At 65.3% G+C, this 20,236-nt stretch carries 21 protein-coding genes; 14 read left to right on the top strand and 7 right to left on the bottom strand.

All coding sequences use genetic code 11. The annotated features are described in order from the left end of the window. Positions 1-171 precede the first annotated feature (171 nt). Together BLR57_RS11660 and BLR57_RS11655 are read left to right on the top strand one after the other, a co-directional pair. Positions 172-1,002, top strand: coding sequence for a class I fructose-bisphosphate aldolase (locus tag BLR57_RS11660; protein ID WP_089697730.1), 831 nt, complete (start codon positions 172-174; stop codon positions 1,000-1,002). Next, positions 1,002-1,886 (top strand): class 1 fructose-bisphosphatase, encoded by an 885-nt coding sequence (locus BLR57_RS11655; protein WP_089697729.1) that lies wholly within the window; start codon positions 1,002-1,004, stop codon positions 1,884-1,886. Before BLR57_RS11660 ends, BLR57_RS11655 begins: the two co-directional genes overlap by 1 nt. 6 nt (positions 1,887-1,892) lie before the next feature. On the opposite strand, the gene BLR57_RS11650 is transcribed toward BLR57_RS11655, so the two are convergent. After that, positions 1,893-2,723 carry an NAD-dependent epimerase/dehydratase family protein gene (locus BLR57_RS11650; protein WP_089697728.1) on the bottom strand — a complete coding sequence of 277 codons (831 nt, stop codon included), beginning with the start codon at positions 2,721-2,723 and terminating at the stop codon, positions 1,893-1,895. Positions 2,724-2,824: 101 nt separating this feature from the next. Then, positions 2,825-4,312, bottom strand: a complete 1,488-nt coding sequence (locus BLR57_RS11645) for a globin-coupled sensor protein (RefSeq protein WP_089697727.1) — start codon at positions 4,310-4,312, stop codon at positions 2,825-2,827. A gap of 212 nt (positions 4,313-4,524) precedes the next feature. On the opposite strand from BLR57_RS11645, the gene BLR57_RS11640 reads away from it, so the two are divergent. Further along, on the top strand, positions 4,525-6,279 hold the full coding sequence (locus tag BLR57_RS11640) for an acyl-CoA carboxylase subunit beta (protein ID WP_089697726.1): 1,755 nt from the start codon (positions 4,525-4,527) through the stop codon (positions 6,277-6,279). A 122-nt stretch (positions 6,280-6,401) separates the two neighbouring features. After that, positions 6,402-6,785, top strand: coding sequence for a DUF5658 family protein (locus tag BLR57_RS11635; RefSeq protein ID WP_139173340.1), 384 nt, complete (start codon positions 6,402-6,404; stop codon positions 6,783-6,785). On the opposite strand, the gene BLR57_RS11630 is transcribed toward BLR57_RS11635, so the two are convergent. Then, positions 6,777-7,238, bottom strand: a complete 462-nt coding sequence (locus BLR57_RS11630) for a MaoC family dehydratase (protein ID WP_089697724.1) — start codon at positions 7,236-7,238, stop codon at positions 6,777-6,779. The genes BLR57_RS11635 and BLR57_RS11630 overlap by 9 nt on opposite strands. A gap of 186 nt (positions 7,239-7,424) precedes the next feature. On the opposite strand from BLR57_RS11630, the gene gdhB reads away from it, so the two are divergent. The 8 genes from gdhB (at position 7,425) to BLR57_RS11595 (ending at position 15,342) form a co-directional block, all read left to right on the top strand. Next, entirely contained in the window at positions 7,425-8,702 is a 1,278-nt protein-coding gene (gdhB, locus tag BLR57_RS11625; protein ID WP_089697723.1) for a glutamate dehydrogenase GdhB, read from the top strand. 162 nt (positions 8,703-8,864) lie between these two features. Then, entirely contained in the window at positions 8,865-9,713 is an 849-nt protein-coding gene (locus tag BLR57_RS11620) for an HpcH/HpaI aldolase/citrate lyase family protein (protein WP_089697722.1), read from the top strand. 147 nt (positions 9,714-9,860) lie between these two features. Beyond that, positions 9,861-11,117, top strand: a complete 1,257-nt coding sequence (locus BLR57_RS11615; RefSeq protein WP_089697721.1) for a Glu/Leu/Phe/Val family dehydrogenase — start codon at positions 9,861-9,863, stop codon at positions 11,115-11,117. A gap of 234 nt (positions 11,118-11,351) precedes the next feature. Continuing rightward, a complete protein-coding gene (pyrB, locus tag BLR57_RS11610; protein ID WP_089697720.1) occupies positions 11,352-12,266 on the top strand; it encodes an aspartate carbamoyltransferase in 915 nt (304 codons plus the stop codon). After that, a complete protein-coding gene (gene pyrI / locus BLR57_RS11605) occupies positions 12,263-12,724 on the top strand; it encodes an aspartate carbamoyltransferase regulatory subunit (RefSeq protein ID WP_089697719.1) in 462 nt (153 codons plus the stop codon). Before pyrB ends, pyrI begins: the two co-directional genes overlap by 4 nt. Before the next feature lie 346 nt (positions 12,725-13,070). Further along, positions 13,071-13,922: a hypothetical protein gene (locus tag BLR57_RS11600; RefSeq protein ID WP_089697718.1), complete on the top strand. Its 852-nt coding sequence runs from the start codon at positions 13,071-13,073 to the stop codon at positions 13,920-13,922. Positions 13,923-14,139: 217 nt separating this feature from the next. Further along, positions 14,140-14,301, top strand: a complete 162-nt coding sequence (locus BLR57_RS19415) for a hypothetical protein (RefSeq protein ID WP_170830626.1) — start codon at positions 14,140-14,142, stop codon at positions 14,299-14,301. A gap of 78 nt (positions 14,302-14,379) precedes the next feature. Then, the gene (locus tag BLR57_RS11595) at positions 14,380-15,342 is read left to right on the top strand and encodes a nucleoside hydrolase (protein WP_089698393.1); all 963 of its coding nucleotides are present in this window, start codon (positions 14,380-14,382) and stop codon (positions 15,340-15,342) included. 4 nt (positions 15,343-15,346) lie between these two features. Here BLR57_RS11595 and BLR57_RS11590 read toward each other — a convergent pair whose 3' ends face one another. Beyond that, positions 15,347-16,063, bottom strand: coding sequence for a ThuA domain-containing protein (locus BLR57_RS11590; protein WP_089697717.1), 717 nt, complete (start codon positions 16,061-16,063; stop codon positions 15,347-15,349). Positions 16,064-16,194: 131 nt separating this feature from the next. On the opposite strand from BLR57_RS11590, the gene BLR57_RS11585 reads away from it, so the two are divergent. Further along, positions 16,195-16,542, top strand: a complete 348-nt coding sequence (locus BLR57_RS11585) for a hypothetical protein (protein WP_089697716.1) — start codon at positions 16,195-16,197, stop codon at positions 16,540-16,542. Here BLR57_RS11585 and BLR57_RS11580 read toward each other — a convergent pair. Both BLR57_RS11580 and BLR57_RS11575 read right to left on the bottom strand, forming a co-directional pair. Beyond that, entirely contained in the window at positions 16,539-16,991 is a 453-nt protein-coding gene (locus BLR57_RS11580) for a universal stress protein (RefSeq protein WP_089697715.1), read from the bottom strand. The genes BLR57_RS11585 and BLR57_RS11580 overlap by 4 nt on opposite strands. A 25-nt stretch (positions 16,992-17,016) precedes the next feature. Then, the gene (locus tag BLR57_RS11575; protein WP_089697714.1) at positions 17,017-17,376 is read right to left on the bottom strand and encodes a DUF7964 domain-containing protein; all 360 of its coding nucleotides are present in this window, start codon (positions 17,374-17,376) and stop codon (positions 17,017-17,019) included. A gap of 99 nt (positions 17,377-17,475) precedes the next feature. Here BLR57_RS11575 and BLR57_RS11570 point away from each other — a divergent pair, with 99 nt between their 5' ends. After that, complete coding sequence (locus BLR57_RS11570) at positions 17,476-19,110, top strand: flippase activity-associated protein Agl23 (protein ID WP_089697713.1); 1,635 nt, start codon at positions 17,476-17,478, stop codon at positions 19,108-19,110. Between the two features lie 68 nt (positions 19,111-19,178). Here BLR57_RS11570 and BLR57_RS11565 read toward each other — a convergent pair whose 3' ends face one another. Beyond that, positions 19,179-20,132, bottom strand: coding sequence for a transcription initiation factor IIB (locus tag BLR57_RS11565; protein ID WP_089697712.1), 954 nt, complete (start codon positions 20,130-20,132; stop codon positions 19,179-19,181). Positions 20,133-20,236 lie beyond the last annotated feature (104 nt).

Here is a 20,236-nt window from a genome sequence, read left to right as displayed (position 1 = left end):
GGTCCCACATCGGACGTGGCCGATTCTTTACTATCTGAGTAGTAAGTTGATTGCTCAAACGAATCGCCCATTTCTTTACGCGAGGTGCGTTCTACACGGACATTTCTCGCGTTCGCGGTATTTGCGACTGGTCAAATGATTTTTATACACGGTTACCGGAAATTGTAGTAGATGATCCCGCTCGCCGACGACGCGATCACGCGCGACGACAAAGCACTGATTCTCGCCTACGACCACGGGCTGGAGCACGGTCCCGTCGACTTCGCGGACGTCCCCGCATCGGCCGACCCCGAGACGGTGTTCGACGTCGCGACCCACGACGCCGTCACGGCGCTCGCCGTCCAGAAGGGCATCGCAGAGGCCTACTACCCCTCCTACGAGGACGACATCACGCTCCTCGCGAAGCTCAACGGCACCTCCAACATGTGGATGGGCGAGCCGGACTCCGCGGTCAACTGGTCCGTCGAGAACGCCGCCGAACTGGGCGCGGACGCCATCGGCTTCACGCTCTACGGCGGCTCGAACAACGAAGTCGAGATGGCCGAGGAGTTCCGCCAGGCACAGGAGGCCGCCCGCGATCACGACATGGGCGTCGTCATGTGGTCCTACCCGCGCGGACAGGGCCTCAAGAACGACACCAGCGCGAGCACCATCGCCTACGCCTCCCGGCTCGGTCTCGAACTCGGGGCCGACATCACGAAGATCAAGTATCCCGGCTCCGCCGACGCGATGAAGTGGGCCTGCGACGTGGCGGGCAAGTCGAAGGTCGTCATGTCCGGCGGTTCGAAGGCGAGCGACCGCGACTTCCTCGAGACGGTCGAGACGGCGATGAACGCCGGTGCCTCCGGTCTCGCCGTCGGCCGCAACGTCTTCCAGCGCGAGAACCCGACGGCGTTGCTCGACGGACTCGAGCAGGTCATCTTCGAGGACAAGACGACCGAGGAAGCCCTCAGCGTGATGTCGAGTACCGAGACCGACCGCGTCGACGCGACCTCCGACTGATGGCCACGGAACACGCCGAGGGACTGACCGAAATCTTCGACACCGTCGCGGCACTCGCCCCCGAGATACGCGAGGCACTGCCCGGCCGACGGGTCAAGAGCGACGAGACCAACCCTAGCGGCGAGACACAGCTCGCCGCCGACTCCTACGCGGACGAACTGTTTCTCGACCGTCTCGGCGACCTCGACGGCGTCGTCGAGTACGCGAGCGAGGAGCGGACGAAGGCGGTCCACACCGACGACGACGGCCAGAACTACGACGCGGGCGACCTCTCGGTCGCCATCGACCCGCTGGACGGCTCGTCGAACCTCCAGTCGAACAACACGATGGGGACCATCGTCGCTGTCTACGACGCCCCGCTGCCCGCGTCGGGCGCGGACCTCGTCGGTGCCGCGTACGTTCTCTTCGGTCCCATCACGACGATGATTACCGCCGACGACGAGGGCGTCACCGAGTATCTCGTCGACGACGGGACACGACAGGTCATCCGCGAGGACGTCACGCTGCCCGAGGAGCCGTCGGTCTACGGCTTCGGCGGCCGCGTCCCTGACTGGCCCGCGGACTTCGCAGACTACGCCGACGAGGTCGAAGCCGACGACACGATGAAACTGCGCTACGGCGGCGCGATGATCGGCGACATCAATCAGGTCCTGACCTACGGCGGCGTCTTCAGCTATCCCGCACTCCAGTCCGCCCCGAACGGCAAGCTCCGCCTCCAGTTCGAGGGCAACCCTATCGGCTTCATCATCGAATCTGCGGGCGGCCGCTCATCGGACGGGAGCGGCTCTATCCTCGACGTCGAGCCGACTGACCTCCACCAGCGCGTCCCGGTCCACGTCGGCAACGAGGGACTCGTCGAGCGACTCGAAGCCGCACTGGACTGACTCGCCCTACCTCGGCGGCATATCCCAGTCGTCGGCACTGTCGTACGGGTCGTAGCCGATTTTCTCGCGAGCGTGGTCGATGTCGAACCACGCGCGCTCGTTGTCACTGAGCCCGTAGAAGACGTCGAAGCGGACCGAGTCGTCCTGGAGACTGCAGTCGACCATGTGTGCGATGTCGCGCCGAGACTGCCAGAGACAGCTCATCCGGGCGGCCTGCGTCCGGTAGTCGTCGCTGTCGCGCGCCCAGCGTCCCTCGTCGACGCCGCGCTCGGCGTCGCCGAAGGGATGGTCGTACGCCGGGTCGCGGACGCTGCCGATGCGGAGCGCGTAGACGTTCATGCCGTGGTTCTCGGCGTACTGTCTGCCGAAGACCTCGCCCGCCGCCTTCGAGGAGGCGTACTCCGAGTCCGGCCGAACTGGCGACTCGTGGTCGACCTCGATGTCCGTGCCGAAGTAGATGTCCGGCTCGTTGGCGACCTCGTACATCCCGACGACGTGGTTCGTCGACGCGAAGACGACGGTGTTGACGCCGGCGTCGCGCGCCGCCTCGAAGACGGTGTGCGTGCCGACGATGTTGGTGTCGAGCAGGTCGTCGAACGTCCCTTCTGGGTCGGTGTGGCCCGCGAGATGGACGACGGCGTCCTGGCCGTCGAACGCCGGGCGGATGGCGTCGTAGTCGGCGACGTCGGCGACGACGGTCTCGTACTCGTCGGTCGCGTGCGGATGGTCGCCGTCGACCCTCCGTCTGTCGAGAAGCGTGTAGTCGTACGCTTCGGGGAGCTGTTCGGTGAGGGCCGTACCGACCGTTCCGTGAGAACCAGTGACAAGGACGTCCATACGAGCAACGCGGGAGACGGCCCCTTAGGCATCTAGGTCGAGCTACTGACCTGTCACGGGTCAGTCACGCAGGTCGTCGACCGGAGGGGTACGCGGCGGACTCAGGCCGTCCGCTGGCCGTCGAGTTGACGTGCCGTCTCCGCGACCGTCTGAATCCGTGCCCGCTGTTGTTCGTTTGCGGTCGCCAGCTCGTCGACCTGCTCCGCCATGTCCTCGATGCCGTCGGCGAGTTCGTCGACCATGCTCGCGACCTCCTCGGTCGACGCCGACTGGTCGTCGGTCGCAGCCGACACCTCCTGGATACCCTGCGACGCCTCGTTGATCGCTTCGACGATGTCTTCGAGTTGGTTCATCGCGGTCTCGACCTGCGAGACGCCGTCGTTGACCTGCGTCGTGACCTGTTCGAGACTCTCCATGCTCTCGACGGTCTCGGTCTGAATCTCCCGGACCGTTTCCTCGATCTGGTTCGCGTGGTCCTGTGAGTCGCCCGCGAGTCGCTTGATCTCGTTGGCGACGACGGCGAAGCCGTCACCCGCCTCGCCCGCCCGCGCCGCTTCGATAGAGGCGTTCAGTGCTAGGAGATTCGTCTGGTCGGCGATGTCGTTGATGACCTCGACGATGTCGTCGATCTCGGCCGCCTGTGCCTGCAAGCCGCCGATGTCCGTCCGGACCGCGTCGACCGCGTCGTCGACCTCGTGCATGACCGAGACGGCCTGCTGGGCGGCCTCCTGTCCGTGTTCCGCGGTCTCTTCTGCGGCCCGACTCGTCGCCGCGACGCCGTCGGCCGTCGCCGCGATCTCCTCGATGGTCGCGCTCATGTCGGCGACCTCGTCTGCGACCTCGTCCATCGACTGGTTTTGCTCGTCGGCCGTCGTGCTGATACGCTGGCTGGTCTCGCTGACGGTCGCTGCCGTCGCGGAGATCTCTTCGACCGGTTGGCGGAGACCGTCCTCGACTTCGCGCATCAACGCCTGCTGGTCGTCGATTGCCGCCTCCAGCCGCCGGTTGTACGACTCGATGTATGTGTCCATCGCCACCTGCTGGTCGAGGTTCATGATCTTGAACACCGACAGCGCGTTCTCGGCCAGCTCGTCGAGTGCTTCGTCGCGCGACGTGTCGCTCCGCTTCAGGTCGTCGACGACGGCTCCGAGGAGATTGCGGAAGTAGATGGAGAAGGCACCGAGGTAGATCTTCGGCCCGAGACCGAGCATATCGTGAATCTTCCCGACCCGTGCGCGGTTCTCGAAGTACCGCTCGTCGTACTGCCCGCCGACCAGCCCGCGGAGATACTGGTGTTGGGTCTGCTTCAGCTGGTCGACCGTCTTGGTCGACCGGCCGAAGATTTCGACCGTCTCGTCGAACGCTTCGAGATGGTCGTAGAACTCCTCGACGATACTGTCGGCACGGCTCGTGATGTCCGACTCCATCGCTGTCAACCGCTGGACGTCGCTGTGTTGGAAGCCGGTGAAGTCCTTTCGCCACTGGATCTCGTGACTCGTCAACCCGATGCTCTCCGCCAGTTCTCCGCCCCGAACACTGCTCCGCTCGGCATCAGTAATCCGTCGCCGAGAACCACGCTGTTGGACCATACGGTAGCTCTCACTCTCCAGTATATGTATCTCGCGTGCCAATTTTCAGCGGTGATAACGGCCGGTCGCGTGCGTGACCGTTCTGTTCTCTCTCGGCAGTCTTCCGTCACGGTTCGCTCGCTCGTCGCCCCGCGCCAGTCGATACTGATCTGACACGAATTGGCAGAAACCACATGGAAAACAATTTTGAATAGCCCCTCGGACACCGAGACATGAAAGTCCACGTCGGCTCCGGTGCGACCGAGGAGGAAGCCAGTGCCATCGCGAGCGCGCTCGCCGAACATCTCGGCGTCGACATCGAGGTCCACGTCGGCGACGCCGCCGAACCCGCGGCCACCGCCGAACCGCCTGAGGTCGACTATCCGCTCGACGACGATCTCGGCCCGACCGAGCGGGAGGCCGCACTCCGCGAGGAGATCGACGACATCCTCTCGGGCGGTCCCGAGAAGTACAAACAGCGGCTGCCCGACCAGGGTAAGCTGTTCGTCCGCGACCGACTCGACCTCTGGTTCGGCGACGGCGAGGACGGTATCCTGTTCGAGGACGGCAAGTTCGCACATTTCGACGGCTGGCACGAGAACTCCCCGAACGTCGACGAGGCCGACGAGAACAGCCGCCTGCCGACGGACGGACTCATCACTGGCGCGGCGGAGTTCGAGGGCCGAGAGCTGCACTTCATGGCCAACGACTTCACCGTCAAAGCGGGGAGTATGGCCGAGCGCGGCGTCGAGAAGTTCCTGCGGATGCAGCAGCGCGCGCTGAAAACCGGCAAGCCGGTGCTCTATCTGATGGACTCCTCGGGCGGCCGCATCGACGAACAGACCGGCTTCTTCGCCAACCGCGAGGGAATCGGGAAATACTACTATAATCACTCGATGTTGTCGGGGCGCGTCCCACAGATCTGCGTGCTCTACGGTCCGTGTATCGCTGGCGCGGCCTACACGCCGGTCTTCGCGGACTTCACGGTCATGGTTGAGGGGATGAGCGCGATGGCCATCGCCTCCCCGCGGATGGTCAAGATGGTCACCGGCGAGGATATCGATATGCAGGACCTCGGTGGCCCCGAGGTTCACGCGAAACACTCCGGGAGTGCCGACCTCGTCGCCAGCGACGAGGCTCACGCCCGCGAACTCGTCTCCCAACTCGTCACCTATCTCCCCGACAAAGCGGGCGAGAAGCCGCCGAAGTCCGAACCCAAGCCACCGAAATACTCGCCCGACGGCATCGACGAACTCATCCCGGAGGCACCGAACCGCCCCTACGACGTCTTCGACCTGCTCGACCGGATCGCCGACGCCGAGTCCGTGTTCGAGTTGAAGCCCGACTTCGGGTCCGAGATCGTCACGGCCTTCTGCCGCATCGACGGCCGCCCGGTCGGCGTCGTCGCCAACCAGCCCACCCAACGCTCGGGAGCCATCTTCCCCGACGCCGCAGAGAAGGCCGCGGAGTTCATCTGGACCTGTGACGCCTACGAGATTCCGCTGCTCTACCTCTGTGACACGCCGGGCTTCATGGCCGGGTCGCAGGTCGAGAAGGACGCCATCCTAGAGAAGGGCAAGAAGTTCATCTACGCCACGTCGTCGGCAACAGTCCCAAAGCAGACCGTCGTCGTCCGGAAGGCCTACGGCGCGGGCATCTATGCGATGGGCGGCCCGGCGTACGACCCCGAGAGCGTCATCGGGCTCCCGTCGGGCGAGATCGGCATCATGGGTCCCGAAGCGGCCATCAACGCGGTCTACGCGAACAAGCTGAACGCCATCGACGACCCCGAGGAGCGCGCGAAACGCGAAGAAGAACTCCGCGAGGAGTACCGCCGCGACATCGACATCCACCGGATGGCGAGCGAGGTCGTCATCGACGAGGTGGTGCCGCCGAGCACGCTCCGCCAGGAACTCGTCAACCGCTTTGCGTTCTACGAGACCGTCGAGAAGTCGCTGCCGGATAAGAAACACGGGACCGTCCTCTAGGCTCGGCCATGTATTGGTTGGATTGAACTGTCTGTTAATCCCGAGATAGGATGCGTCTACTAAGGGAGGAGTCGTCCGAAGTGGCAGGTAGCCGGGGACTGCTGTGCCCGGAGGTGACCCGCTTGTCCACCCTACCCAGACCTCGACTCCCCGCTGCCCGAACCACCACCATCGGTTGGCTCTCGAAGGCCAGCGAGCTGGCCACCGCTCATCAGGCGACGCTGTGGGTGCTCGCTGTGGTCGCGCTCGTCCTCGACATCGTGACGACCACGTACGGTCTTCAGGTTGGACTTGCCGAGATGAATCCGGTTGTCAACTACTTGTTACCGATGCTCGGACTCGCTGGGACCTTCACCTTACTCAAGGGGTTGGCGATGCTCGTTGGACTCCTCGCCTGGTGGGCGATGCCGAAGCCACACCGTGGTATCGTCCCTCTCGGACTCGTTCTCCTGTGGGGAGTCGCAGTGACGAGTAACAGCCTCCTGCTCGCCGACGTGTTACTCTGACGCTCGACTCTCGCGCTTCAACGAGAGAACTGTCCGGTCGAACTCACAGACGAGCGTGTCGTCCTGATTGAAGACTTCGACGTGCATCGTGACGACCCCGCGCTCGCCGTCGGAGGTCTCTCGCTTGTCGGTCACGGTCGACTGCGCGCGGATGGTGTCGCCGTGGTAGACTGGATGGGGATGCGAGATATCGTCGTACGAGAGATTGGCGACGATGGTCCCTTCAGTCGTGTCGGGGATCGAGACGCCGACGGCGAGCGCGAGGGTGTAGATACCGTTGACGAGCCGCTCGCCGAACTGCGTGTCGGCAGCGAACTCTGCGTCGAGATGGAGGGGCTGCTGGTTCATCGTCATGTCGCAGAACCGTTGGTTGTCGCTCTCGCTCACGGTTCGCCGCTTGTCGTGTTCGATGGTCTCGCCGACATCGAACTCCTCGTAGTACCGTCCTGCCATACACCTCGTGCAGCCGTGTCACAGAAAACCGTGACGATTGGCAGGATGTGTCACTACCAACAGTAGTTAAGAACAATTATACACCGTGGCGGGTAACCCTCGGGAAACAGCTCCGACCGGCACGCAGGCCAGTCGGGCCAGTTGCTCGCGGTGGCGACACACCGTGAGTCGGAGGACGACCCACCCATGACACAACAAACCGGCACATCCGAACCCGAGGCACAGGAGACAGCCGTCGAGACCGCCCGTCGGCAGCTCGAACGCGCCGCGGCCCATCTCGACGTCGACCCCGGCACCATCGAACGGCTCAAACATCCCGACAAAGTCCACCAGGTGTCGATTCCGCTGAAGCGCGACGACGGCGACACGGAGATCCTCACCGGGTACCGCGCACAGCACGACAGCGTCCGCGGCCCGTTCAAGGGCGGTCTGCGCTACCATCCCGAGGTCGACGCCGAGGAGTGTATCGGTCTCTCGATGTGGATGACCTGGAAGTGCGCCGTGATGGACCTCCCCTTCGGCGGCGGCAAGGGTGGCATCGTCGTCAACCCGAAGGACCTCAGCCGCGACGAGAAAGAGCGGCTCACCCGTCGCTTCGCCGAGGAACTCCGAGAGGTCGTCGGACCGATGAAGGATATCCCCGCACCCGACATGGGGACGGACCCCCAGACGATGGCGTGGTTCATGGACGCCTACTCGATGCAGGAGGGCGAGACCCAGCCGGGCGTCGTCACCGGCAAGCCGCCGGTCATCGGCGGCTCGTACGGGCGTGAGGAATCGCCCGGTCACTCGGTCGCCATCGTCGCCCGCGAGGCTATCGACTACTACGACTGGGACATCGAGGACACGACCGTCGCCGTGCAGGGCTTCGGGAGCGTCGGTGCCAACGCAGCGCGGTCGCTGGACGACTGGGGCGCGACGGTCGTCGCCGTCTCCGACGTCAACGGAGCCATCTACGATCCCGACGGGCTCGACACGAAGGACGTCGAAGGCCACGACGAGGTTCCCGGGATGGTCTCGGGCTACGACGCCCCGGAGAAGCTCTCGAACTCCGATCTCTTGGAACTCGACGTCGACATCCTCATCCCGGCCGCTATCGGCAACGTCCTCACGGCCGACAACGCCAACGACGTGCAGGCACGGATGATCGTCGAAGGCGCGAACGGGCCGACGACGACGGCCGCCGACGCGGTCTTCGAGGAGCGTGGGATTCCGGTCCTGCCGGACATCCTCGCCAACGCCGGGGGCGTGACGGTCTCGTACTTCGAGTGGCTGCAGGACATCAACCGTCGGCAGTGGACGCTCGAACGCGTCACCGAGGAGTTGGAGGCGGAGATGCTGAAGGCGTGGGACGCCGTCTGCGAGGAGTACGAGGCGCGCGACGTGACGTGGCGTGACGCCGCCTACATCGTCGCCCTCTCGCGCGTCGCCGAGGCACACGACGCACGCGGTCTCTGGCCGTAAGCAGGCAAACAGGTGGCCGGTCGTCGCACGAGGCGGTCGGCCACACAGCCGCTGGCCGCCCCGTGGCTGTCGTCAGGTCACGGGGCGTCTGGCCGCGGCTTCGTACTTGTACTTCTGCACTCGCCCTCCGGTTTCAAACCCGTCGCCGACGACAGAGGAGATATGTCCCGACGTAGCGTCATGTTCTCGCCCGGTGACCAGCTGAAGCTGATGCGAAAAGCACCCCAGACCGGTGCCGACACGGTCGTCTTCGACCTCGAAGACGCCGTCGCGCCGTCGCGGAAGGACGAGGCGCGGGCAGCCGTCCGCGACGTGCTCTCCGACCCTGCGTTCGACCCCGACGCCGAGGTGTGTGTCCGGGTCAACCCTGGTGACGCGGCAGCAGCGGACTTCGATGCGATACTGGACGCCGACCTCCGACTCGACGCCGTGATGGTCCCGAAAGTGAGCGGTCTCGACGACGTGGTCCGTGTCGAAGAGCGCGTGACGCAGGCGGGTTTCGACCTCCCGCTGCTCACGCTCGTCGAGAGTGCTGCCGGTGTGCTGAACGCGGCCTCCATCGCCACCGCGAGTGCGACGGACGCGCTCGTCTTCGGTGCCGAGGACCTCGCAGCCGACGTCGGCGCGGTCCGAACCGACGAGGGAACTGAGGTGCTCTACGCCCGCGAACACGTCGTGCTCGCGGCGAGCGCGGCGGACGTCGACGCAGTCGACACCGTCTACACGGATTTCTCGGACCCCTCGGGCCTGCGCGAGGAGACCGAGTTCGCCCTGACGCTCGGCTACGACGGCAAGATGGCCATCCATCCCTCACAGGTGGACGTCATCAACGACGCGTTCACGCCCGAGACCGAGCGCGTCGCGTGGGCGAAGAAAGTGCTCGCCGCCCGCGACGAGGCCGAAGCGGAGGGGCGTGGCGTCTTCCGCGTCGACGACGAGATGATCGACGTGCCGCTCATCGCACAGGCCGAGCGGGTCCGCGAGCGAGCCGAGGCTGCGGGCGTCTGGTAGGTCTGTCTCTCACGTCCGGCCGCTGGGCCGTGTCCCGTGCCGCAGTCGAGGACGTATCGTGTAACTGGAACACATACAAGGTATCTTAATTATTCTCTATGATATTGTTTCGTCACACTTAACGTATCACCGAGTCGTATATCGGTTATGTCGGATGAGGCAAATCCGTTCGAGTCCCTGCAGGAGCAGATCGACGACGCAGCCGCGTATCTGGACGTGGCACCGGACGTCATCGACCGTCTAAAGCACCCCGAGCGCGTGCTGGAGACGAACCTCTCCGTCGAGATGGACGACGGCACGCTCGGCGTCTTCAAAGCGTTCCGCTCGCAGTTCAACGGCGACCGCGGGCCGTACAAGGGCGGCATCCGCTACCACCCGGACGTCTCGCGCGACGAGGTGAAGGCGCTCTCGGGCTGGATGGTCTACAAGTGCGCCGTCGTCGACATCCCGTACGGCGGCGGCAAGGGCGGTATCGTCATCGACCCCGCCGACTACAGCGACGGCGAGCTGGAGCGCATCACCCGCTCGTTCGCCAAGGAACTGCGGCCGTTCATCGGCGAGGACAAGGACATCCCCGCGCCGGACGTCAACACCGGCCAGCGCGAGATGAACTGGATCAAAGACACCTACGAGACGCTGGAGAACACCACCGCACCGGGCGTCATCACCGGTAAAGCACCCGACTCCGGCGGCAGTGCGGGCCGTGTCGAGGCGACGGGTCGCTCGACGATGCTGACCGCCCGCGAGGCCTTCGACTACCTCGGCAAGGACATCGAGGGCGCGAGCGTCGCCGTCCAGGGCTACGGCAACGCCGGCTGGGTCGCGGCCAAGCTCATCGACGAACTCGGCGCGAACGTCGTCGCCGTCTCCGACTCCAGCGGCGGCATCTATTCGGAAGCAGGCTTCGACCCCAAGGCGGTCAAGGACTTCAAGACCGAGACGGGCAGCGTCACGGGCTACGAAGGCGCGGAGAAGGAACTCACGAACGAAGAGCTCCTGACGCTCGACGTCGACTTACTCGTCCCCGCAGCCCTCGAAAACGCCATCGACGGCGACCTCGCGAAAGAGGTGGAGGCCGACGTCATCGTCGAGGCCGCGAACGGGCCGCTGACGCCCGACGCCGACGACGTCCTCACGGAGCGCGACGTCTACGTCTTCCCGGACATCCTCGCCAACGCCGGCGGCGTGACGGTCTCGTACTTCGAGTGGGTCCAGAACCGCCAGCGGTTCTACTGGACCGAAGAGCGCGTCAACGACGAACTCGAACGCATCATCGTCGACGCCTTCGAAAACCTCGTCGACGCCTACGAGTCCAACGACCTCCCGAACTTCCGGACGGCGGCCTACGTCGTCGCCATCGACCGCGTCGCCAAGGCCTACACGCAAGGCGGTAACTGGCCCTGAGCTGAAGCACCGTCGGGACTCGACCCGCCGAATCTCCGTCTGTGCTCCTGTTCACCGAACCGACGACGACACCGGAAGTCATTGAAGTTTCCTTTCGCTTACCGCGTCACACCACGGCTGACAAACGCTGGGACGCAGCCGACGACGCACCACCGACCTAGACACGTCCGCGCATAACCACCTCCTCACAGAGACCCGATTGATTCAAGCCGCTGCACCGACCGAGTGAAAACGATGCGTCACGACCACCTCATCTCCGCGAACCAGCTCACGCGGGAGGACATCGAGGCGGTGCTCGACCGGGCGGCCGACATCGCCGACGACCCCGCGGCGTTCCGGGAACGACGCGCCGGGTCGGTCCTCGCGCTCTGTTTCTTCGAACCGAGTACCCGAACCAAGATGAGCTTCGATACGGCCATGAAGCGGCTCGGCGGCGACACCACCGACATGGGGTCGGTCGAGTCCTCCTCCGTCAAGAAGGGTGAGAGCCTCGCCGACACCATCCGCGTCATCGAGGGCTACGGCGACGCCATCGTCCTCCGCCACCCGAGCGAGGGCGCGGCCAAGATGGCCGCGGAGTTCACCGACGTCCCCATCGTCAACGCCGGCGACGGCGCGGGTCAGCATCCCTCCCAGACCCTCTTGGACCTCTTCACCATCCGCGAGAACGCCGGACTGGACGACCTCACCATCGGCATCATGGGTGACCTGAAATACGGCCGGACGGTCCACTCGCTGTCGATGGCACTGACGAACTTCGACGCCCGCCAGCATTTCATCAGCCCCGAGAGCCTCCGCCTGCCGCGCGGTGTCCGCTTCGACCTCCACGAGGCCGGCGCGCAGGTCCGCGAACACACCGAACTCGAAGAGGTCCTCGGCGACCTCGACGTGCTCTACGTCACGCGCATCCAGCGCGAGCGGTTCCCCGACGAGAACGAGTACCACAAAGTGGCGGGAGAGTACCAGATCGACCTCGACACGCTCGAAGCCGCGAGCGACGACCTGACCGTCATGCATCCGCTGCCGCGCGTCGACGAGATCGCCCCCGAGATCGACGACACGACACACGCGAAATACTTCGAACAGGCACACAACGGCGTCCCGGTTCGGATGGCGCTGCTCGACGCTCTCCTGGAGGACGACCGATGAGTGAACACGAACTCCGCGTCTCGAAGATCCGCAACGGTACCGTCATCGACCACGTCACCGGCGGCCAGGCACTCAACGTGCTGGCCATCCTCGGCATCGACGGCGCGTCCGGCGAGTCGGTCTCTATCGGGATGAACGTCCCCTCCGACCGCCTCGGCAAGAAGGACATCGTCAAGGTCGAAGACCGCGAGCTGAGCCAGTCCGAGGTGGACGTCCTCTCGCTCATCGCTCCCGAGGCGACCATCAACATCGTCCGCGACTACGAAGTCGTCGACAAGCTCCGCGTCGAACGGCCCGAGGTCGTCACGGGCGTCCTCTCCTGTCCGAACCGCAACTGCATCACGCAGGGCAACGAACCCGTCGCCTCGAAGTTCGACGTCGTCGCCGACGGCGTCCGCTGTAGCTACTGTGGCGAGATCGTCCGCGAGGACATCGCCGCCCACCTCGACGTCGCTTAAGTCCCGGAACCGCCACTTTCACTCCTTCGACGACAGCCAGACGGACAGCTGGCTGACGTGCGTCTGACCGCTCCAGAAAGATTTTGACGGTGTGGTGTCCACTAGCGTGTATGTCCACGAAAGCGAAATTCGTCGTCGCCCTCGCACTAGTCGCACTGGTCTACGTCTTCGCCTCCGGCGGCAGCGAGCCGGTCGAAGTCGAAGTCGAATCGTAAGCTGACCCCTCCTTCGGTTTTTCTCACACTGCCGAGCGACTGCGTTGGAGCGACTGCGTTAGGGCGACTGCGTTAGGGCGACTCGACGGGGGAACGAACGACTTACCCACCGGGCGGCCCAACCGCGAGTCATGTACGGCGTCGTCACGCGAAACGCACCGGAGGTCGACTGGCCCGACTTCGACATGGGTTTCTACGAGGTCAAGGACGTCACGGGCCGGGCGGCCGCACCGCTTCCCAATGCCGTGAACATGGTCTCGTGCTTCGGCGACAACGCCGCCGCCAACGAGAACCCCGAGCTCGTCCCCGTCGACGACGAGGGCAACCTCGCCACCCGCGACCGCACCTACTTCGACTGGGCCTACATCTGCCCGACGAACGAGAAGTACCGCGCTGGACTCCTCGAAATCGTCGAGGACTGTGCCGAACAGAACGGCGACGTCCGCCTCGACGACGTCGGCTTCCCCCGCGCGGAGTACTGTCACTGCGAGCGTTGCACACGCCTGTTCGAGGAGAGCGACTACGACGACTGGTTCGCGTGGCGCGCCTCGGTCATCACCGAGTTCGTCGCCGAGGCCGCCGAGCGGATTCCGGGCCGGACCTATCTCACGCTCTACCCCGACCCCTATCCGGGCCATCTCTACGAGCGAGCCGGTCTCGACATCGACGCGCTCGCCGAACACGTCGACGAGTTTGTCGTGCCGCTGTACGACGTCGACTACGGGACGACCTACTGGCTCGAAACCATCGCGAAGGGCTTCAACAGCCTGCTGAACTGGTCGCCCGAAGAGCAGGAGGGAACGCCCTTCTCCATCGAACTCTACGCGGTCGAGGTCGACATCGACGACCTCATCCACGCGGTGGAGGTCGCCGACGCCTACGCGAAGGACGTCTTCTTCGGCTACGACGCGAGCAACGCGGCGGCGACGCTCAGGCGGATGAAGGCCGACGAGCAAGAGGGCAAGACGTTCGACGGGACCTAAGTGCCCTACGCGCCGCCGGAGAGGAACCAGATGACGACGATACCCAGAACCGTCATGAGTATCGCGAACGCGAACAGGCCGAACATGAGTCGGCGCTGGCCGGAGGTCGGTTGAGCCATGGTCGTAGCAGGGCCTCGATTCGCTTAGTTCGCACGGTAGCGGCTGTCAGTCGCCTCCCGACGCAACGACTATGAACAACCGTGCACATTGGTAACACATGGAAACAGAAGCCACTGCCCCGAACCGGTCGAGATGCCTGAACTGTGGATTCGACGCACCCGCGGGCGGGACCGAGTGGGACCGCGTCGAGTCGCCGCCGTTGGGGCGGCTGACGCAGTGTCCCGAATGTGGATCGACGAACGTCATCAGCGGCTGGTGAATCGGCCGACGGCCCGGCGTGGACACACGGGCCGCGCGGGGCGTAACCGACTTCACCCCCGACCCCGACACCACCATCATGAGTGACGAGTCACGTCGTGTCATCGTCGACACCGACACCGCTGGCGACGACACGCAAGCGATTCTCATGGCGCTCGCCTCCGAACGGCTCTCCGTCGAGGCAGTGACGATCGTTGCGGGCAACGTCGAGTTCGACTACGAGGTCGAGAACGCGAAGTACACCCTCCAGCTCGGCGACGCAGAGGGCGTCCCGCTCTACGAGGGCGCGCGCAGTCCGCTGCTGAAAGACCACGTCTTCGCCGACCACGTCCACGGCGAGGGCGGTCTCGGCGGTGACCTCTTCCCCGACACTGGTATCGAGTCCGCCAACGGCTACGGTCCCGACGTCATCGTCGAGAAAGCCGGCGAGCATCCGGGTGAAGTCTCCCTGCTCTGCATCGGCCCGCTGACCAACATCGCGCTGGCCTGCAAACAGGAGCCGGAGCTGAACGACCTGCTCGACGAGGTGTGGGTGATGGGCGGCGCGGTCAACGTCCTCGGCAACGACACGCCGAGCGCGGAGTACAACTTCTGGGTCGACCCCGACGCGGCCAAGATCGTCGTCGACGAACTCGACACGACGCTCGTCGACTGGGGGCTCTGCATGGAGTACGGCGCGTTCGGTCCCGAGATTCTCGATCAGATCGACGCGATGGAGACGCCCTACGCCGACTTCTACCGGACGGTCACGGGCCACGTTCGGGAGTTCACCCGCGAACAGCAGGGCGTCGACGCGGTGACGCATCCCGACTCGTTGGCGGCGGCACTGATGCTCGCTCCCGAACTCCGCGGCGAAATTAGTGAGTACTACGTCGACGTCGACGAGCGCGAAGGGATGACCCGCGGCTACAGCCTCGTCGACGAGAACGGCGTAATGGACGAAGCACCGAACACCCGAATCGTCGAGTCACTGGACGCGGACCTCTTTGCGGAGATGTCGCTGGCGATGTTGCAGGGCGAAGCACCGGAGTCGGTGCTCTGAGGAGTTAGTCCAGCTTTTCGATGGGGTCGGCGTTCTCGTACGACGGCGTCGGCCCGTCGACCGGCGCGGCCCAGTCGACCGCGTTGGCCAACACCTGCTTGATCTCGTCTTGGTAGTAGATGGGGTAGGTCTCGTGGCCCGGCCGGAAGTAGAAGATACGGCCCGAGCCGCGGGTGTAACAGCAGCCCGAGCGGAAGACCTCGCCGCCCTCGAACCAGGAGTTGAAGACCAGCGTCTCGGGCGCGGGCACGTCGAACCGCTCGCCGTACATCTCGGCCTGCGGGACCTCGAAGTATTCCTCGATGCCTTCGGTGATGGGGTGGCTCGGCTCGACGGTCCAGAGGCGTTCTTTCTCGCCCGCCTCGCGCCACTTCAGCGAGCAGGAGGTGCCCATGAGCTTCTTGAATATCTTCGAGTAGTGCCCCGAGTGGAGCACGAGCAGGCCCATCCCGTCGAGGACGCGCTCGTGGACGCGCTCGACGATGTGGTCCGAGACCTCGTCGTGGGCGCGGTGACCCCACCACGTCAGGACGTCCGTGTCGTCGAGGACGCCCTGCGTCAGCCCGTGTTCGGGGTCGTCGAGCGTCGCGGTTCGGGTGTCGTAGCCGTACTCTTCCAGCCCGTCGGCGATGGCGGTGTGGATGCCGTCGGGGTAGATGTCGGCGACCTCCTCGCTGTCCTTCTCGTGACGGAACTCGTTCCAGACGGTGACGCGTGTCATTACTCCCACGACTCGGCGCGGGGTGAAGTGGATTGTGGAGCGCGACAAGAGTTCGGACTGTCGCCGTCGATGCGACGGCGGCAAGTGGCAGGGACCGCGCGGTTCAACTCCATCCAGCCCAAGACTCGGACGTGTTCGACGCCGACCCCGTGCTCCACCCCGAGGACCGCCCCGACGCCGACGACGAGGCCGGACCGTGGCTCGCGATTCTCGTCGTCGCCACCGTCGCGTGGGCCGCGCTGGCGACGCTGGACTGGCGGCTCCTGAGCGAGGGGACGTTCCTCTGGGCGACCGTCCGGTCGCTCTACGCGCTGGTCTTCGCCCCGCTCGCCGCTGCCGCGCTCGTGCAGGACACGCGGATGCTCGGTCTCGACGACGTGGAGTTCGGTCGGCTGAAGTGGGTCTACGCGGGGGTCGCACTGCTCTTCCCGCCGGTCTGCGTGGTCTATCTGCTCGACCGACGACGACGAACCGGCTAGTCGCGGTCCGCCGACGCCGAATATTCGGTCTCACGAACTGCCAACACCGGCACGTCGGCCCTGCGGACGACGCGCTCCGTGACACTGCCGAGCAGATAGCGGTCGATACCGCTCCGGCCGTGTGTGCCCATGACGACCAGGTCGACGTCGTGGTCGGCCGCGTAGTCCAGAATCGTCCGCGAGGGATGGCCGGTGACGACGCTCGTGGTGACGTCGACGCCGTGGTCACCGGCGAGCTGTGCGACCGCCTCGACCACCTCATTCCCCTCCCTTTCGAGCGCGCTGGCGACGAGTTGTGACTCGCTCATCATCCCTCCGACCGCCGACTGGTCGACGACGTAGAGGACGTGGAGCTGTGCGTCGTACCGCTGGGCGAGGTTCAGTGCGTGTTCGGTGGCGACGGCCGCCGCGTCGCTGCCGTCGCTGGGGAGGAGGATTTCGGCGTACATCCTCGAATGTACGCGCGCAGAGAACTTAGTTGTCGTCCGCGTCGGTGTCGGTGTCGTCGTCAGGATTGTCGTCCGCATCGGCGTCGCCGTCAGAGTTATCGCCCGCATCGGCGTCGCCGTCACGAACCGCCCGGACGGTCTCCTCGCAGACTCTGAGTCCCTCGTACCGTTCGGTCTCGTCGTCGAGCGTGACCGTCTCGACGACCGACCAGCCCTCGTCGGCGAAGAGCAGTCCCTTCACCCACGAGTCGGTCGCGAGCAACACGGCGTCGGTGGGACCGTCGTCGTCGACGGCGACGGCCAGTGAGACCGACTCCGAGCGGTTCAGCGAGGCGACCTCGCCGTCGTCGAGCGGCCGCGGCGGGAGCGAGTCGAGAAACGCCATAGAGGACAGAGGGGTGGCGACGGTGTTGACGCTTGCGAACTCGCTCGAAGCGTCCGGCAAGTCGAAAGCTTTCTCCTACGCCGGAATGCATGGCCGCATATGTCGAACGCGCGCGACCCCACGCCGTCGTCCGGACGGAGTCGGGTCACCCTCGCCGTCGCCGCCGTCGCCCTCCTCGCGTTGACGGCGCGTCTCGTCGGTCTCGGCTCGCGGCCCTTCCACTGGGACGAGGCCCGTGTCGGCTACTGGACGCTCCGCGCCATGGAGTCGGGCGTCTTCGAGTACCGCCCCGTCGCCGGTGGTCCCTTCCTCTATCTGGTCGACCAGCCCGTCTTCGCGCTGCTCGGCGTCACTGACGCCTCCGCCCGCCTCGTCGTCGCGCTCATCGGCGGCCTGCTCCCGCTCGCTGCCCTCCTCTTTCGCGGCCGGCTCACCGACGACGAGACACTCGTCTTCGCGACGATTCTCGCGTTCTCGCCGACGTTCGTCTACTACTCGCGGTTCCTCCGTGGCGACCTCCCGCTTGCGGCCTTCTCGCTCGTCGCCCTCGGCTGTCTCGTCCGACTCGTCGACACCGGCCGCCGCCGGTATCTCTACGGCGCGACGCTCGCCGGCGCGCTCGCGGTGACGACCTCGGGCTTCGTCGTCGGCTACGTCGCCGCGTGGCTCGCCGCGGCCGCACTGCTCTTCGACCACGCCCGCGTCTACGGCGAGGACCGACAGACCGTTCTCGACCGGCTGACACGCTACACGCGGACGCTCCGTGACTGGGCGACGCCACTCGCTCGGAGCTTCCTCCTCGCGTTCGCCGTCGTCGTCTTCTTCTACGCACCCCGCGGGCTGGAGGGAGCCGACCTCTGGGACCCACTGACCATCCCCGCGGTCCTCGACGAGGCACTGTTCGGGTCGGTGCGGAAGTTCGTCGGCGTCCGCGTCGAGTTCCGCGACGGCCACGAGTTCCTCTCGTACGTCGTCGGCTACGCGGAACTGCTCGTCGTGCTCGCGGCTCCCGTCGTCGTCCTCGCGCTGGTCGGCTTCGTCGTCGAGCGCTACCTCGGGAAGAACCGCCCCGTCGTCGCCTTCGCGAGCTACTGGGCGGGGGCGTCGCTGCTCTTCTTCCCGGTCATCACCGAGTTGAACGCGCCGTGGGTCGTCCTCCACAGCCTCGCGCCGCTGAGCATCCTCGCGGCCGTCGGCGGCGGAAAGGTCGTCGCCTTCGGCCGCCGCGCGGTCGCCGACCGGAACGCCGCTCGAACCGGTATCGCGGCACTCCTGCTCGTCGCCGTCGTCGTCCAGGCCGGAGCACTCACGGCCTCGTCGGTCTACGGCGAGTCGGACCGCGACAACCGGCTGGCCCAGTACGGCCAGCCCGCCGGAGACCTCCACGCGCTGCATCAAAACGCCTCGGCCGCGATGGCAGACAACAGCGGCATCGACGTGGTCTACGTCGGCGACCGGTTCTTTACCGTCTCGGAAGCGTCCAACGGCCAGCCGCCGGTCCCCGAGGCGTGGGGCGAACGGCTGCCGCTGCCGTGGTACTTCGAGCGGGCCGACGCCGAGACGGCGAGCATCGTCAACGCCAGCCGCCTCGACGAGTTCGAGTCACAGCCACCCGTCGTCGTCGCCGACCCACAGTACCGCAGCACGCTCGACAGCCGATTGGACGGCTACCGGATGACGGAGTACGAACTCGCGCTGTGGAACCGTGAGGTCGTCGTCTACACGCGACAGTAGGTGGAGTGCTGTCGCTCACGACGTGAAAAACCGAAAACGGAGCGTCTCTGGGGCGATCAGTGGGCGACTCAGCGGAAGCCCATCGCTTCGATCTGTTCTTGATACCGGTTGCGGATGGTGACCTCCGTCACCTGCGCGACGTCGGCGACCTCCCGTTGGGTCTTCTTCTCGTTACAGAGTAGCGAGGCAGCGTAGATGGCGGCGGCCGCGAACCCAGTCGGCGACTTGCCGGACAGGAGACCCTTCTCGGCGGAGACGTCGATGATCTCGACGGCCTTCGCCTGGACCTCTTCGCTCAGTTCCAGCGCGCTCGCGAACCGGGGGACGAACTGCTTGGGGTCGACGGGCTTGAGTTCGAGACCGAGTTCTTGGGAGATGTAGCGGTAGGTACGGCCGATCTCTTTCTGGGGAACCCGTGAGACTTCGGCAACTTCGTCGAGGCTTCGGGGGATACCCTCCTGTCGGCAGGCGGCGTAGAGCGCGCTCGTGGCGACGCCCTCGATGGAGCGGCCGCGAATCAGGTCCTCGTTGAGCGCGCGTCGGTAGATGACCGATGCGACCTCGCGTACCGACCGGGGAACGCCGAGCGCGCTCGCCATGCGGTCGATCTCGCTGAGTGCGAACTGGAGGTTACGCTCGCCCGCGTCCTTCGTCCGGATTCGCTCCTGCCACTTGCGGAGGCGGTGCATCTGGCTTCGTTTCTCCGAGGAGAGCGACCGGCCGTAGGCGTCCTTGTCCTTCCAGTCGATTGTCGTCGTCAGCCCGCGGTCGTGCATCGTCTCGGTGATGGGAGCACCGACACGCGATTTCGACTGCCGTTCGGAGTGGTTGAACGCCCGCCACTCGGGACCGCGGTCGATGGAGCGTTCGTCGATAACGAGGCCGCAGTCGTTGCACACCAACTCCCCCTGGTCTGCGTCCGTGATGATGTCCGTCGATTCACACTCCGGACAGTTCACGTTCTCGTCCGCTTCCTGTTCGACCTCTTGCGCTTGCTGACGCTGACGGGTAGGACGCTCCATTATAAGGTTTGTGGACGAGAGCCAATTTAAACCTTTGTACGGGTACGACGAGATATACCAGTCTTGCGGAAGGAATTGCCGATAGTTAGCGGCAAGGTTAGAAA

The organism is Halogranum gelatinilyticum (assembly GCF_900103715.1).
Taxonomy (GTDB): Archaea; Halobacteriota; Halobacteria; order Halobacteriales; family Haloferacaceae; genus Halogranum; species Halogranum gelatinilyticum.
This window is presented reverse-complemented; position numbering and strand designations above follow the sequence as displayed.